At 50.1% G+C, this 14,369-nt stretch carries 16 protein-coding genes; 1 reads left to right on the top strand and 15 read right to left on the bottom strand.

What is annotated here, in order from left to right:
* Window positions 1–14: 14 nt before the first annotated feature.
* The 4 genes from IDAT_RS05390 to IDAT_RS05375 form a co-directional block, all read right to left on the bottom strand.
* Window positions 15–1,100, bottom strand: a complete 1,086-nt coding sequence (locus tag IDAT_RS05390) for a hypothetical protein (protein ID WP_034731534.1) — start codon at window positions 1,098–1,100, stop codon at window positions 15–17.
* Window positions 1,101–1,267: 167 nt separating this feature from the next.
* Window positions 1,268–2,239: a hypothetical protein gene (locus IDAT_RS05385; RefSeq protein ID WP_034731531.1), complete on the bottom strand. Its 972-nt coding sequence runs from the start codon at window positions 2,237–2,239 to the stop codon at window positions 1,268–1,270.
* A gap of 166 nt (window positions 2,240–2,405) precedes the next feature.
* The gene (locus IDAT_RS05380; RefSeq protein ID WP_034731529.1) at window positions 2,406–3,335 is read right to left on the bottom strand and encodes an electron transfer flavoprotein subunit alpha/FixB family protein; all 930 of its coding nucleotides are present in this window, start codon (window positions 3,333–3,335) and stop codon (window positions 2,406–2,408) included.
* Entirely contained in the window at window positions 3,332–4,081 is a 750-nt protein-coding gene (locus tag IDAT_RS05375) for an electron transfer flavoprotein subunit beta/FixA family protein (RefSeq protein ID WP_034731526.1), read from the bottom strand. The genes IDAT_RS05380 and IDAT_RS05375 overlap by 4 nt, the downstream gene beginning before the upstream one ends.
* 130 nt (window positions 4,082–4,211) lie before the next feature.
* On the opposite strand from IDAT_RS05375, the gene IDAT_RS05370 reads away from it, so the two are divergent.
* Complete coding sequence (locus IDAT_RS05370) at window positions 4,212–4,625, top strand: SufE family protein (protein WP_034731524.1); 414 nt, start codon at window positions 4,212–4,214, stop codon at window positions 4,623–4,625.
* Here the strand turns inward: IDAT_RS05370 and IDAT_RS05365 are convergent.
* The 11 genes from IDAT_RS05365 to rppH all read right to left on the bottom strand — a co-directional run bounded on the left by IDAT_RS05365 (window position 4,607) and on the right by rppH (window position 14,306).
* Window positions 4,607–5,107 carry a DUF1543 domain-containing protein gene (locus IDAT_RS05365; RefSeq protein ID WP_034731522.1) on the bottom strand — a complete coding sequence of 167 codons (501 nt, stop codon included), beginning with the start codon at window positions 5,105–5,107 and terminating at the stop codon, window positions 4,607–4,609. The genes IDAT_RS05370 and IDAT_RS05365 overlap by 19 nt on opposite strands.
* Before the next feature lie 27 nt (window positions 5,108–5,134).
* Window positions 5,135–5,824: a nucleotidyl transferase AbiEii/AbiGii toxin family protein gene (locus IDAT_RS05360; protein ID WP_211250584.1), complete on the bottom strand. Its 690-nt coding sequence runs from the start codon at window positions 5,822–5,824 to the stop codon at window positions 5,135–5,137.
* A 21-nt stretch (window positions 5,825–5,845) separates the two neighbouring features.
* Window positions 5,846–6,052 (bottom strand): hypothetical protein, encoded by a 207-nt coding sequence (locus IDAT_RS05355; protein ID WP_034731517.1) that lies wholly within the window; start codon window positions 6,050–6,052, stop codon window positions 5,846–5,848.
* Between the two features lie 106 nt (window positions 6,053–6,158).
* Window positions 6,159–6,929 (bottom strand): tRNA cyclic N6-threonylcarbamoyladenosine(37) synthase TcdA, encoded by a 771-nt coding sequence (gene tcdA, locus IDAT_RS05350; RefSeq protein ID WP_034731508.1) that lies wholly within the window; start codon window positions 6,927–6,929, stop codon window positions 6,159–6,161.
* A gap of 24 nt (window positions 6,930–6,953) precedes the next feature.
* On the bottom strand, window positions 6,954–8,282 hold the full coding sequence (locus IDAT_RS05345; protein ID WP_034731505.1) for a type II toxin-antitoxin system HipA family toxin: 1,329 nt from the start codon (window positions 8,280–8,282) through the stop codon (window positions 6,954–6,956).
* Entirely contained in the window at window positions 8,276–8,620 is a 345-nt protein-coding gene (locus IDAT_RS05340; protein WP_034731502.1) for a helix-turn-helix transcriptional regulator, read from the bottom strand. Before IDAT_RS05340 ends, IDAT_RS05345 begins: the two co-directional genes overlap by 7 nt.
* A 379-nt stretch (window positions 8,621–8,999) precedes the next feature.
* On the bottom strand, window positions 9,000–9,851 hold the full coding sequence (locus tag IDAT_RS05335; protein ID WP_034731499.1) for a thymidylate synthase: 852 nt from the start codon (window positions 9,849–9,851) through the stop codon (window positions 9,000–9,002).
* Window positions 9,848–10,663 carry a prolipoprotein diacylglyceryl transferase gene (gene lgt / locus IDAT_RS05330; RefSeq protein WP_034731494.1) on the bottom strand — a complete coding sequence of 272 codons (816 nt, stop codon included), beginning with the start codon at window positions 10,661–10,663 and terminating at the stop codon, window positions 9,848–9,850. The genes IDAT_RS05335 and lgt overlap by 4 nt, the downstream gene beginning before the upstream one ends.
* A gap of 3 nt (window positions 10,664–10,666) precedes the next feature.
* Complete coding sequence (locus IDAT_RS05325) at window positions 10,667–11,458, bottom strand: sulfite exporter TauE/SafE family protein (RefSeq protein ID WP_034731492.1); 792 nt, start codon at window positions 11,456–11,458, stop codon at window positions 10,667–10,669.
* 36 nt (window positions 11,459–11,494) lie between these two features.
* Window positions 11,495–13,768 (bottom strand): phosphoenolpyruvate--protein phosphotransferase, encoded by a 2,274-nt coding sequence (gene ptsP, locus IDAT_RS05320; protein ID WP_034731489.1) that lies wholly within the window; start codon window positions 13,766–13,768, stop codon window positions 11,495–11,497.
* 1 nt (window position 13,769) lies between these two features.
* Window positions 13,770–14,306, bottom strand: a complete 537-nt coding sequence (gene rppH / locus IDAT_RS05315) for an RNA pyrophosphohydrolase (RefSeq protein WP_034731486.1) — start codon at window positions 14,304–14,306, stop codon at window positions 13,770–13,772.
* Window positions 14,307–14,369: the final 63 nt, after the last annotated feature.

Below are 14,369 nucleotides of genomic sequence, written 5' to 3'. Positions count from 1 at the left end.
TCGACTAGGTCAACTTAACCCGGTCCCATAGTGCCCGAACGATAAGCATCGTAGAGCGCCTTGCGCAGCATACGGCTGTCAGTGAAGTCAATCATGCCTTCACTTTGCAAGCCATAAGCGACTTGCGTTTCGCAGTAGCTAGGGCCCGTAAAAGCAGAGAATACTGGACCTGCAGGAGGCATCGGCGGAGCTTCCGCATCGCAGGCAGCGTAACGATCCATAATGGTACAGCCGCTTTCGTCGACTTGGTTAGTGACTCCGGAATCATACCCTCCTCCGAAAACGACAGTCTCATTCGTCAACGATTCTACGCAGCTATCAGTTTCATCTGGAATTCCGTCACCATCGAGGTCTTGGATAAGTGCGCTGATAGTTGTGGTGTAACCATAGAAAACTGCGAAGTAGTCGTCTGGGTTCTCTTCTGGGATTCCATTGGTAGGATTATCGCCGAAGTTTGGAGGAGTGCTTCTATCTACATACAAATCGATAGGTTGCAGATTTTCTCCGACGCGGAAGGTCGGAAAACCGCCATAACTTGCGAATAAAGGCTCCGGCTGGAAGAACGCCATATTTTCTTCTGCAGAGAAGGGACCACCATCCCAAAAGTAGAACTCTGAAACCGCACCTAAATACAAATCAAGGCGTCGATATCCGGCCTCATCGGCAAAGTGCAGTTGCGTTGCAAATCCCTCACGAGGAGGAGCTTGGAGTGCTTGTGGCAAAGCTAAACTAGTAGCTACCGAAAACAGGTCTGGCTCTCCGTCGAGTGAGCTGCGAGCTTCTTCGTAGATCACATTGCCGACTTCATCGAACACCTTAACCGTGAAGGTTTGTTCGACGCCCTCATAGCGGTCGACCGTACCAAAGGTTTCAACAATCATAGGTGCAATGAGATCTTGTTCAATCGACAGCTCGAATGCTAATGGGAGCATCTCCGCGGTAATCCCAGTCGGCAACGAGTTATTGGAGTAGGTGCCAGTGAAAAAACCTTCGACCTTTACATTGGTTTCCCCGGTTCCCACCTGCGCATTAGCAGCAACGGTAATGCCGGCGCTGGCGATAAAAACGACGCCTAACGCCGCTATTTGCTTGGTATTCATTAGTTTGTCCCTGTTGTTTTATTAAAGCCTAAAACTGCTCAACCTCCAGTCAACTTTATCGCGTTGGGACATGAAAACAACTCTACAAACCGCATATTATAAAGCGCATAACGAAAACAAAAAGCCCGCGGCTGAGCGCGGGCTTTTGCTAAGTCTTTGAGGTTAATTTAGCTGGGACCATTACCACCTGAACGGTAGTAGTTATTGAGTGCGTTACGCAGCATACGACCTTCGGTGTAATCAATCACACCGTCGCTCTGTAAACCATAAACAACTTGCGTTTCACAGTAGCTTGGGCCGGCGTAAGCTGAGAACACTGGGCCTGCTGGTATGGCCGGTTGTGCTTCCGCTTCGGCTTCACATGCCGCATATAGATCCATAATGCTGCAGCCTGACTCATCCACATAGTTGGTAACGCCGGTTTCATACCAGCCACCAAAGCTGACTGTCTCGTCCATGATTGAAAACGGGCAGCTATCAGCGGCATCTACAATGCCATCTTCGTCAGAGTCGATTGGCACATACGACACTGTGTCAACGACAAAATTCAAATCATCACCCCCGTTTATATCAATAACTCGGAAAAGCCCAGTATGATTTGCAGTCCCGGCATATTCTACATAACGAATATAGCCATCTACGGACTCTTCGAACAAAGGATTACCATTGTTGAAGAAATCTAACCAAAAAGTGAAGCTCTCTTGATTATCATTGGTGAAGTAAGTATCCGAACTTGTCGCGGCAGAACTGGTGTCTTGACCAGTTAAAGGTCCACCAAAAGCATGCCAAGACCCGGTTAATGTGCCATTCGCACTATCCATTAGCTGAGTTGGAAAAGTTTGTGGGATTTCATTACCTTGACTATCGAGGAAGTAAAACTCAACACTGCTAAAGGTGTCAAAGTATTCGTCGTTTGAGCCATAATTAGCTGCCAGCATATTGGTCTCATCATAGGTGACGACTGCGATGAAACGATCGACGGATTCAAGATTCGAAATGGTTGCAAGTCCACCGATCTGTTCTGGAGGTAGTTCGTTATTCTGTTCAACACTACCTTCAAAAGTCACGGTTCGTAGTTGTTGCGCGCTCACAGGAGCTATTAGTAATAGCGTTAGTAACGCTGGAATTAAAACTTTCATAGTTGTTGTTCTCCATTTGATAGGTCGCTGATGACTTCGACTTACTCAAAATAGTTTACCCCTGACGCTTTAACAACCATTCTATCGTTTTATTTTTTTGTTGATTTTGGATTAAAAAAGCCCGCAAAAAGTGCGGGCTTTACATTCATACTTGAAAACGAAATGCTTACAGCGCTTGCTCGAGCTCCGGCAGCACGTCAAACAAATCGGCGACTAAACCGTAGTCAGCCACTTGGAAGATCGGTGCTTCTTCGTCTTTGTTGATAGCGACGATGACTTTCGAGTCTTTCATCCCCGCCAAGTGCTGAATTGCACCGCTAATACCGACTGCGATATAGAGTTCAGGCGCAACAATTTTACCGGTTTGACCGACTTGCATATCGTTCGGTACGAAGCCAGCATCAACCGCAGCACGAGAGGCACCCACGGCTGCGCCAAGCTTATCGGCAACTTTTTCAAGCAGATGAAAGTTCTCACCATTTTGCATACCGCGGCCACCTGAAATGACCACGCTCGCAGCTGTCAGGTCAGGACGCTCTGATTGCGCCAGCTCTTCACCAACGAACTCAGCTTTGTCGTTACTGAACACAGTATCGACAGTTTCAATGCTCGCGCTACCACCCTCGGCAGCAACCGCATCAAATGCAGTGGCACGCACAGTGATAACTTTGATTGCGTCTTCAGACTGCACAGTAGCGATTGCGTTACCCGCGTAGATTGGACGCTTAAAGGTGTCTGCACTTTCAACCGACAAGATATCGGAAATCTGCGCAACATCGAGTAAGGCTGCAACACGCGGCATAAAGTTCTTACCGGTGGTGGTCGCTGGTGCCAAGATATGACCGTAGTCTTTTCCTAGTTCAGCAACCAACTCGCCGAGGTTCTCAGCAAGAAAGTGGCCGTAAGCCGCATTGTCCGCCAAGCGAACTTTACTGACGCCTGCGACTTTAGCAACTGCGTCTGCAACCGCTTGGCAGTTTTCACCTGCAACCAGTACATCGATGTCGCCACCAATTGCTTGCGCAGCAGCTAGGGTTTTCAACGTTGCTGGATTCAATTCATGATTGTCGTGTTCGGCAATGACTAAAATGCTCATAATACTTTTGCCTCGTTCTTCAATTTATCGACCAATTCCGCAACGTCAGCCACTTTCACGCCTGCACTACGTTCTGCTGGCGGCTCAACTTTCAGCAATTTCACGGTACGGGTAACGCTCACACCTAATTCTTCTGGGTTGGTCACATCAAGTGGCTTACGCTTCGCCTTCATGATGTTCGGCAGTGACGCATAGCGTGGCTCATTCAAGCGCAAGTCAGTAGTCACGATTGCCGGCAGACTCAGCTTAACAGTTTGCAAACCACCGTCGACTTCACGGGTCACGCTTACGCTGCCATCAGCAACATCAACTTTCGACGCGAAGGTACCTTGTGGCATGCCTGTTAAGGCACCCAGCATCTGACCGGTCTGATTGTTGTCAGAATCAATCGACTGTTTACCCAAGATGACCAGCTGTGGCTGTTCTTTCTCCACCACACCTTTAAGCAATTTCGCTACCGCCAGTGAATCAGGCATGCTGTCGGTTTCGACTTGAATTGCACGGTCGGCACCAAGCGCCAAGGCTGTACGTAACTGCTCTTGCACCGCTTGTGGACCGATAGAGACCACCACCACTTCTTCGGCGATGCCTTTTTCTTTGAGTCGTACGGCTTCCTCGACTGCGATTTCACAGAACGGGTTCAAAGCCATCTTTACATTGGCCAAGTCAACGTCAGATTGGTCCGCTTTTACGCGTACCTTCACGTTGTAATCAATGACGCGTTTGACCGCCACTAATACTTTCATGTTGTCGTTCCTGTTTATTCAATTGGATTCATGTTCATTCGTAGACTGCTCAAGATTAACATTTTTCGCGGCAAAAATGATACTATTCGCGCACCTTTCAACCTGCGCTAGCGCAAACTTGTCGAATAGTATGGTGTACGGAAAATTAAACGAATCTGATCTTTTAGCCTTGCAAACAGCAGCGCAAGCACAACCGCAGCGGCTCAAATTTGTGATTGCGCAAGCGGCTAATTTACCTGCATTTGCCGACGCGTTGCGGGTGCCTGCTAATGAAGTGCATGGCTGCGAAGCGCAAGTCTGGCTGGTGTGCAGTTGGCAGCAGAAGCAAATGCAATTGCAGTTAGATTCAGCATCACGGGTGGTGAAAGGTTTGCTCGCGCTTATCTATCAGGCGCTGCATGGTGCGACGCCAGCGCAAGTGAACGCGTTCGATTTAGACGCCTTGTTGGCGGCTTTGGGCTTGCAAGATATGGTCAGTGTCTCGCGCCGCAACGGCTTGCGTGCTGTGGTTGCGGCAATTCAAGCTCAGGCAATGACTTCGTAACCAGACCAGTCAGGTTCAAGCGCCTGCTGCTCGCCATCTTTGACTAAGTGAACGTGCCAGCCTTCGAGTAGATCAACATTCAGACAATTATCCACGTCGTACAGGTCGTCTTTATGTTGCTCGACGCTGTCGGTCAGTAGTCGCTGATAGCCGACCCGCTTGGCTTCATCGGCTGATTTCGCCACTACTAGAGTGAAATCGTGAAATTCAGCGAGGCGCCCTGGGTAGTAACCGCCAAAGTTCACAAACCATAGCTTTTCGGCCTGCTCACTCGGCTCTTGTTTGAGCTCGATGCGATAGCCGTCAACGTGATGCAACCGCACGTAGCTATCTAAGTGCAAGCCCTTGAGCGTGCCATACCAATACTTGCGCAGCGCCGGATAGCAAGCCTCCACCGAATCACCAGCAACGAAACGCACATCATGCACTTCAATGTTTGCATGCGGCGCCGAACCGCCAATGTAAAACATAAACAAATTCATTCGAGCTCCGTGTATCTCACACTTTATTTACAAGTTTAGCTCTTGCAACAATTTAGCGGCTTGGCGATGAATGAGGTCATCTGCCCATTGCGCTTTCATTTGAATATTCTGCGCCGCAGACAAATATTTTTGCGGATGTTTTAAAAGATCCAAGAGTGCGCCTTTTAAACTCGGGAGGACAGTTTTTTCACCATAAATCTGTTCCGCTAACACAATACTGTCGTGAGGAATATTGCCCCACGCTTTATACATCGCGAGTAAATCGAAAATATCTTTGTAGGGTTCAGTAAACTTACGATCGCAGTTGGCTAACAATTTGGTATAAAAACACGATGTCCGATCCAAAAAAGGCATTGGAAATTTAGCTTTGTCATTATCGATGCTGAGTTGATAACCGGTAAAATTAATGAACTCTAGTTTTATATTTTCTCCACTTTGTTGAATTACGGTACGCACTGCATACCGGTCAGCTCTTATCTCACGCAGATAGGTAAATTCAGTTTTTACCAAATTGTTCAACTGCAGGTTGGTAATCGTTTCGCGGACGGCTCGATAGGCCTGTGGATTTGGACAGAAGAAGTCGATGTCGGTCGATTCTCGATACTCATCAAGTTCGAGCGCGATGCGCGTACCGCCACCAAAAGCTATTTGGTGAGTGCAAAAAAAGTCAGCGTTAAAATTAGTTAACGCTGACTCTATTATTTGATGACGCTGCACTTGGTATTTTGTCATTTGCGGTTATGCTGGCATAAAAATGCCACCCCCAAAATCTTTAACTAAATCGGCAATGAGGCGCTCTTCGCTTTCGCTGATCTTGGTTTTGTCGACATACCGCCAGCGCTCTTCATAAATTCTAAAGGCAGTCTCTGGCTCAACGTAGGTGTTATGCATGTCCCACAATAAGAGGTCTAACTCAGGGTAGAGCTTTCTGTTTATCATTTCCATAAAGCCCCCTCGCCGACTAAAACATGTTAAAAAACATAGCATAGGGATTCGCGCAAAACAATAATTCGGCGTGCGTCAGAACAGCGAGCTAAACACCTTATTACGCTTAGTTCGCACCTAGTTTTTCCAGTAGCAGCGCGGTGGCATGCATGGCGAAGGTGCAGGTGACTGGCATCGCGGCACCAAATCCGGTGGCACAATCCATACGCATACTACCGGCACCAGGTTTGGCGTGTGTCCATGAGCCATCGGCCTGTGGGTAGCGTAACTGCTCCGTTGAATACACTGCACGTACGCCAAAACTGCGTGCTGGATTGCGAGAAAAGTTGTAATCGCGGCGCAGCATCGAGCGGACTTTCGCTAACAGCGGATCTTGCGTCGCTTTAGCAAGATCTGCCGACGTTACTTTGCTAGGGTCGACTTGACCACCGGCACCGCCACAAGTAACCAGTGGCAATTTGCGCCGTTTGCACCAGGCAATCAGCGCCGCTTTGACGCTAACACTATCAATGGCATCAAGCACTGCAGTGACCGGCCCACCTAAATACTCGCTTAGGTTTTCGGCTGACAGAAAATCATCAATCACTCGTACTTCACAGTCGGGGTTAATGTCACGCACGCGGGCCGCTAACACTTCAGTTTTCAATTGCCCAACGGTGCTGCTCAGGGCCGGTAATTGACGGTTGATGTTGGTCACGCACACATCATCTAAATCAATCAAGGTGATACCGCCGATACCCGAGCGCGCTAACGCTTCCACCGCCCACGAGCCAACCCCACCAAGGCCAACGACGGCGACATGATGTTGACGAAATTGCGTGGCTTGCGCGTGTCCATAAACACGCTCAACGCCTGAGAATCTTTGCTTGGTTGTCATGCGGGGGATTTTACCACCTTCTGCTTAAAGGTCGAGTCGCTGATGCTTGGCAATTTCGTCGATCAGGAGCTGCGGAACCTCATGTTCGTGTGCCAATTGCGGCCACTGACTGACAGCATCTAGCGTTTGCTCGAGCATTTCATCAAGTTTGCGGCGCGTAAATAACGGACTGACCTTTTCCAGCGTGTAAATGTCATCGCGCGTGAAGTTTTCGCGCTTGCCGTTAAGTTGCATCCAGTGTTGATTCACCCATTTACTGCCGGGCTTATAGCTATATGCAACATCGTAGGCCGGGGCGAGTTGCCAACGATCAGCGCGAAGCTGGAAGGCAAAATTTTTCGCGTGGTCGTCGTGATTGCGCGCCACAATATTAAACAGCATGCGGCGCATCAATTGTTCCGCCTCAGGAGCACGCAGGCCCAAGCGGCGCGCAACGGCAAACAGTTCACTGTAAGAAAAGCTTCCCGGCTTTTTGTAATCCACATGGGCAATCCCGTTGAGGGTTTGCGTATGAATTTTGTGGTTACCATCGCGGTCGAAGCGTTGCGTCAGAAAATGGCGGCGGTCGCCCTCTGCCAACAAATGGCTTGGCATCATGTCGATGCCGCATTGCTGCGCAAGCAGATAGTAAACGTACTCCATCGCGCCAAAACCTTGCGGATCACCAAACGTCTCCTGCCCAGAGCTGCGTTCTACCACGCCATCGAATTTCATTAAATAGTGACGAAAACCATCTGGCGCATCGGTTTGCCCCGAGTACACTTGGGTGAAGTCAGCATTTAACGCGAGTACCGCCTTCGGCCTCGCCCCACCCGCACTGGTGCCGACCGACAACAACGCCAACATGGCTTCACCATCTTCGCGTGCATTGCTCGGTAAGTTTTGCTGAAACTGAGCACGGTGATCAAGCACATCTTGAGCAATAGCTGTCAGCTCGTTAATGCTCACCTGTTGCAGCGCTTCGAAGCCTCGCACACGGGTTGCGGGTCGAAATTCCAACGCTCCCATGCCGCGCTTACCGATATACTGTAGCCGTTGCAGTGGAGTGATATCGGCCGGCTGCAAACCGCGACTCGAAACCCAAGCATTCAACACGGCATTACCAAAATCATCCGGTAGCGCATCGGCCACCAGCCCCGGCAAACCATGAAATGTCGTTCCTTGCAGTTCGGGAAAACTATAAATACGTTGTTGTCGAGGCGTGGTAAGGGGCATGGTGAGAGGCGCCAGCTCGATACCCGAGCGGATAAACTCAGGTGTGTACTCAAAAGCTCCAAAGCCTTGTTCGGTATCAAAGCTCAGGGCTCCGACCTCCTGGTCCTGATACCAGACACCAATCACTTCCATTACCATGGGTCAGTATCCTTCTGCGATCCGCCTTTGACCTCTTCAACGCGACTCCCAGTGGCGCGCTCACGTTGTTTTCCCTGCAGTTTACGTAATTGCAGGGGCGACAGCTGCGGCTTAGCCAAAAAGTTATCGAGTTGATGCGCAACTCCTAACGCCAGTAACAAGGCGACGAAATTCTCGAGTTGCGCTTGGCCTTTTTCGGCATTCATCACAATGTTACGGCTGACACCGGCGCGCTGCGCCAACTCGGCTTGGGTGATGTTGACGTTCAGCCGAGTCTGTTTGAGTCGTTCGCCGAGCTCGGCACTGAGTGCTGCAGGAGTGAGGTGGTCTAGTTGCATGTTCGCTGTTCGTTAGTCGTTAGTCGTTAGTCGTTAGTCGTTAGTCGTTAGTCGTTAGTCGTTAGTCGTTAGTCGTTAGTCGTTAGGGTGAGGCCACACGACAATGTGTTTAAGGTTCACTTCATGTGACTTTAAAATCAAAATATCATTTTATGTCTTATTTTATTGACTTAGATGAAGTATAGAATCGATTTAAACAAAGTCAAAGAATCCCCACAAAATATAAAATAATGAACTTTAAGCAATATTTAGAGTTTTAAGATCTAATTTATTTAACCTTAAACAAATGCGAGCGTATGCTTCTATCCAAATGAAGGCGCCTCATCCTCACCCTAACGAATGACGACTAACGACTAACGAATAACGACCCTCGGCGTGGTCACACACTAAACGGATATTGAATCGCCTCGTGATGCTGATAATTATGCACCTTAAAATCATCCATCGTGACCCAGGTTTCTAGGTCCTCCAGAGACTTGATGTCTGGGTTGATTTCGAGCTGCGGTGCTGGGAAGGGTTTGCGTTTTAGCTGCACGTCACGCATCAGTGGCAGTTGGTCTTCATAGATGTGAGCATTCACTATCTTGTGATACGCAACGCCGGGCTTGTGGCCGGTAATTTGCGCCATGAGTGCCAAAAAGGTGAATACTTGCACTTGATTAAAATTGAGGCCGAGCGGCACATCGCAGGAGCGTTGGTAGCTTGTCAGGTACAAGGTGTCACCTAACAAGGAAAAGTTGTGGGTGTGCATGCATGGGCGCAGGCAGCCCATGTGGAACTCGCCGGGATTGTAAAAACTCATGATTTCACCGCGATCATCGATGCCACGACTGAGGTTATCGACAATTTTCCGGAGTTGATCGACAAAACCTCCGTCGGGCTTAGCCCAGCGTCGGCCTTGCACTCCATACACCCGGCCCATGTCGTCTGCGCCGCGACGATGCGGGTTAGCAAGCCATGCTTGGTTTAGATTGGCATTGGCATCCCAAGTTTTAGCGCCAAGCTTGCGGAAATCAGCGGCGTTGTCGTAACCGCGGATATACCCGAGAAATTCGGCAATAGCGGCTTTCCAAAAGCTTTTACGAGTGGTGATCAACGGGAACTGATTACCGGCGACATCGTATTCAAGATCAGCGTTGATCACGGTTAAGCAACGCTTGCCGGTGCGTTCATTGGTGACCCACACGCCCTCATCAACGATGCGTTGGCATAACTCTAAGTACTGTTTCATGCTTGCTGCTCCTGCGGTTTGCGCGTGTACGCCCAAAGCATCAGTCCGGCGCCGAGCACAATCATTGGGGCTGATAACCACTGCCCCATCGACCAGCCAAACCAAAGCAGTCCCAAATGCGCATCAGGCTCTCGATAATTTTCAATGACAAAGCGAGCTAGACCGTAGCCAATCAAAAACAAACCACCCACAGCGCCCGCTGGTCGCGGGCGACGGCTGAACCACGCAAGCACAATAAACAACAATAAACCTTCTAACGCAGCTTGATAAAGTTGCGACGGATGGCGTGGATCCGACCCTGCATTGGGAAAGACCATCGCCCATGGCACATCGGTCACGCGGCCCCATAATTCGCCATTGATAAAATTGCCAATGCGGCCAAAACCGAGGCCCATAGGGACTAACGGTGCGACAAAATCGCCCACTTGTAAAAACTTGATTTTAGTCAGACGAGAGAAAATGGCGAGTACGGTAATAACGCCGAGTAAGCCCCCATGAAATGACATACCGCCGCTACTCATATCAAATAAATACAGCGGATTATCGATGAAGTGGCTGAATTGATAAAACACAACATAGCCGACCCGGCCGCCAACGATTACGCCCATAAAGGCGTAAAACAATAAATCGCTAAAGCGCTTTTCGGTCCAGCCTACGGCCGCATAGTGGGGCATCTGCGTTTGCTTCTTACCCCAAAAATAAGCGAATACCAAACCGAGTAGATACATGAGCCCGTACCAACGCAGCGCAAGTGGCCCTACCTCAAAAATAATCGGGTCAATCGTGGGGTGCTGTAAATACTCTGTAACCATTGGTTATCCTATAAATAATTCAAGCGCTACCAGCACCAAAAAGCCGGCAAAACCAAGTTGTAGTTTTTTCACGGGAATGCGCTGGGTCAATGCCGCACCCAAGGGAGCGCACAGCATCGAGGTAATCGATATCGCCAGCCAGGCCTGCAGATGCACATAACCAAAGAGTCCACCGTGGCTATCCATGCGTTGGCCCAGCACAATAAATGCCAATACGGCACTTATGCCAATACTTAAACTGCCCACCGAGGATACCGCAATTGCTTGCCGAATGGGAACACGCAAACGCTGTAGAATCGGAACCGTTAAGGAGCCACCACCGATGCCGACGAGCGCTGAGAGACTTCCAACAAAAGCACTAATCACGCCCATCAGCCGTTTTGAAACGTCCGTCAGTGGCTCACCGGTACGCTGCGGAATGAGCATCCGCACTGCGAGTATCAGCAGCACCACCGAGAATATTCGCTGCAACCACTCCGGTTTCAGCTGCGTCGCTAGCCAAGCGCCAAAAATGGCCCCGACCATCAAGCCAGGAATCAGGCGGCGCACCCAAAACCAGCTAATCTGACCATGCCGATAATGTGAACGCGCTGAACTTAGGGTGGTCATTATGATGGTAGCTAAGCTAGTGGCGACCGCCATTTGCACCACAAGCTCGGGTGGTACCCCTAACACTGGCAGAAGATAAATGAGCAAAGGTACGATAACGAGCCCACCACCAATGCCCAGCATGCCGGCTAACAAACCAGCAATCACGCCTCCGGCCAAACACCATAACCAGCCTGTGATGAGCACTAGGACCCCTTATCGATACAATGAGTGGATAACACGCTAACTGCCGGCGCGGACGAAACCGCCCAAACCCGCTTCTTCTAATGTCATGGTGACGATTTTACGAACTTCTTGTGGCGATCGTGCTTGCAGCGCACGCGCCAACATGGGTGCTAAATCAGCCGCTTTAATGTGGCGAATGATCCAACGAATTCGGTCAATATTATAACTATTCATGCTGAAGGTACGGTAGCCCATCGCCATTAGCAATAATGCACCACCGGGCTCACCCGCCAGTTCGCCACAGACAGAAACCGGTTTATCTAGGTCGTTCGCCCGTTCAATGATTTGCTGCAGCGCGTGCAAAACCGCAGGATGATAGGCATCGTACAAGCTTGCAACCCGCTGATTGTTGCGGTCTACGGCCAACAGATACTGCGTTAAATCATTACTACCGACCGAAAAAAAGTCGACTTTATCGACAATGGTATGCAAATGATACACCATTGCTGGCACTTCGATCATTACGCCAAGTTTGGGTGCGGCTAACTGTTGCGTATCGTGCCCATTAAATTCTTCGGCCACTTCATGATAGGCCTGTTTGACCATCCGTGCCGCTTCGTCAACTTCTTCAGCGCTAGTGATCATCGGCAGCAGAATTTGTAGGTTATTGCGGCCTACGGAAGCACGCAACATTGCACGAATTTGCACCAAGAAAATTTCTGGGTGATCAAGCGTCATGCGAATACCGCGCCAGCCAAGAAACGGATTTTCCTCATTCATCGGCAGGTACGGTAACGGCTTGTCGCCGCCAACATCGAGCGTGCGCATCACTACAGTTCCAGCTTTAAATTGTTCCAGAACCTGGCTATAGAGCTCGACTTGTTCGTCTTCGGTGGGCAGGCGTTCTTGCATCATAAACGGAATTTCCGTGCGATACAGGCCCACACTGGCAATATCCAACTCATTCAACCAGTCACGGTCGGTGTTTAACCCGACGTTCAACTGCAAGGTGACTTTCACCCCGTCTTCTGTCTCTACCGGTTGGCCGCGAGCAGTTTCTATTTTTTGTCTTAGCTCGAGCTCTTCTTCGGCTAATTCGCGATACTCGTTCTCGACTTGCAGCGGCGGATTAATGAAGATTTCGCCGTTGTAGCCGTCCACCACTAGGGTGTCTTCGTTGAGCTCATTGATGTCGAACTCATCGGCACCCAGCACGGCCGGGATTCCCATGCTGCGCGCCAAAATGGCGGCATGGGAGTTACCCGAGCCGCGCACCGAGACCATGCCGATAATTTCGGTATTAGGCAGTTCGGCAAGCATGGTTGCGGTCACTTCGTGGGCCACCAAAATACATTGTGGCGGTGGACTATGCTGATAACGGCCGCGTTCTTTTAAATGGGAGAGGATGCGTTGTCCAAGATCACGCACGTCACTGGCTCGCTCGCGAATGTATTCATCATCAAGGTTTTCAAATTGATTGACTAAGTCTTCAACCACAATTTTCAGCGCTGTTTGCGCGCGCCAGCCGTCATTGATGGTCTGTTCCACTTGCTGGCCCAAGCTCGCTGAATCAAGCATCGCGTGATACACCTCAAAAATAGCGAGGCTTTCTTCCGCTACCTGGCCTTTCATGCTTTCGCTGAGTTCGTTGAGCTCTTGTCGCGTGCGCGCTACAGCAGTTCGAAATCGGCGAATTTCATGCTCCGGCTTATCGGATTTTTTCGGTGTGACATCACTAAGTTTGGCGCGTGGCTGCACCACGTAAGCTGGGCCAATCGCAACCCCAGGGGCTGCTGCCAAGCCTTTAGTGGTCTGTAACCAAGGAGACTGCTTGGTGGTACGCAAATAACCTTTGGCTTCAGCATGGGCAATCACCACCGCCAACTGTGCAGCAAGGGTCACCACGAAGGCTTCTTCGTCGCGGGTAAACGCGCGGTCGTGCTCTTGTTGTACCACCAACACCCCGAGTACCCGGCGACGGTGAATCACTGGCGCCGCTAACATGGCGTTGTACCGCGCTTCATCGACTTCATCGAGCTTCAAGAATTTCGGGTGTTCGCTGGCGTTGGCAATATTCAGTGGCTCTTCGCGTTTGGCCGCGAGGGAAATCACACCTTCGCCAAACGGCACATGAATCGGTTCAGAGGAACTGACCTCAAGGCCATCGGTTGCTGCTAGGGCAAATTGTTGCTGATCGTGGTCGGCAAGATAAACCGTGCAGGAATCAGTTTGCAACGCTTCTTTGACTTGCCGCACCATGGTTTGTAGCGCCAGCTCAAAGTCTGGCGCCTGATTCACAGCTTCGACAATGCGTTGCAACACTCGTAGCATACTAACGCTTCCGTTTCGGGTTACGCGAACGGCGGCCTCCTTGACGTGACGGTTGCCCAATGCTGGTTGGCATCACCACAGGGGCAAACTCTTTCATGACACGGCGGTAAACGTCGCGTTTAAACGAGACAACTTGACGTACAGGGTACCAGTAACTGACCCAACGCCAGTCATCAAATTCTGGATGTGATGAGCAGAGCACATTGACGTCCTTTTCTGGGCACGTCAGCTTCAGCAGAAACCATTTCTGCTTTTGACCAATACAGGTCGGGCGTTGCTCCTTGCGGACCAAACGTTTCGGCAAGCGATAGCGAAACCAGTTGCGACTGGTGTAGACGATTTCAACTTGTTCGGGTTTTAATCCGACTTCTTCCCACAGTTCGCGATACATGGCTTGCTCCGGCGACTCGCCTTCGTCAATACCACCTTGCGGAAACTGCCAGCTATGTTGCCCAAATCGACGCGCCCAAAACACTTGTCCCTGCTCATTACAGATAATGATTCCGACATTCGCTCGGAATCCTTCTGCGTCTATCACGCGGGCATCCTCATAAATTCGACTTCTGTTAGGGATTTTTCCATAATCGACGCCTGAAAGAAA

The organism is Pseudidiomarina atlantica (assembly GCF_000753735.1).
Taxonomy (GTDB): domain Bacteria; phylum Pseudomonadota; class Gammaproteobacteria; order Enterobacterales; family Alteromonadaceae; genus Pseudidiomarina; species Pseudidiomarina atlantica.
The sequence above is the reverse complement of the archived record's forward strand: the minus strand, read 5'-3'. Positions and strand labels throughout refer to the sequence as shown.

Bases quoted from the DNA above. Each gene is read 5' to 3' on its own strand.
- lgt (WP_034731494.1), bottom strand. From the start codon at position 10,663: ATGGTTACAGAGTATTTACAGCACCCCACGATTGACCCGATTATTTTT.
- ptsP (WP_034731489.1), bottom strand. From the start codon at position 13,768: ATGCTACGAGTGTTGCAACGCATTGTCGAAGCTGTGAATCAGGCGCCA.
- IDAT_RS05355 (WP_034731517.1), bottom strand. From the start codon at position 6,052: ATGGAAATGATAAACAGAAAGCTCTACCCTGAGTTAGACCTCTTATTG.
- IDAT_RS05375 (WP_034731526.1), bottom strand. From the start codon at position 4,081: ATGAAAGTATTAGTGGCGGTCAAACGCGTCATTGATTACAACGTGAAG.
- IDAT_RS05345 (WP_034731505.1), bottom strand. From the start codon at position 8,282: ATGGTAATGGAAGTGATTGGTGTCTGGTATCAGGACCAGGAGGTCGGA.
- IDAT_RS05380 (WP_034731529.1), bottom strand. From the start codon at position 3,335: ATGAGCATTTTAGTCATTGCCGAACACGACAATCATGAATTGAATCCA.
- IDAT_RS05385 (WP_034731531.1), bottom strand. From the start codon at position 2,239: ATGAAAGTTTTAATTCCAGCGTTACTAACGCTATTACTAATAGCTCCT.
- IDAT_RS05370 (WP_034731524.1), top strand. From the start codon at position 4,212: ATGGTGTACGGAAAATTAAACGAATCTGATCTTTTAGCCTTGCAAACA.
- IDAT_RS05335 (WP_034731499.1), bottom strand. From the start codon at position 9,851: ATGAAACAGTACTTAGAGTTATGCCAACGCATCGTTGATGAGGGCGTG.
- IDAT_RS05390 (WP_034731534.1), bottom strand. From the start codon at position 1,100: ATGAATACCAAGCAAATAGCGGCGTTAGGCGTCGTTTTTATCGCCAGC.
- tcdA (WP_034731508.1), bottom strand. From the start codon at position 6,929: ATGACAACCAAGCAAAGATTCTCAGGCGTTGAGCGTGTTTATGGACAC.
- IDAT_RS05365 (WP_034731522.1), bottom strand. From the start codon at position 5,107: ATGAATTTGTTTATGTTTTACATTGGCGGTTCGGCGCCGCATGCAAAC.
- IDAT_RS05340 (WP_034731502.1), bottom strand. From the start codon at position 8,620: ATGCAACTAGACCACCTCACTCCTGCAGCACTCAGTGCCGAGCTCGGC.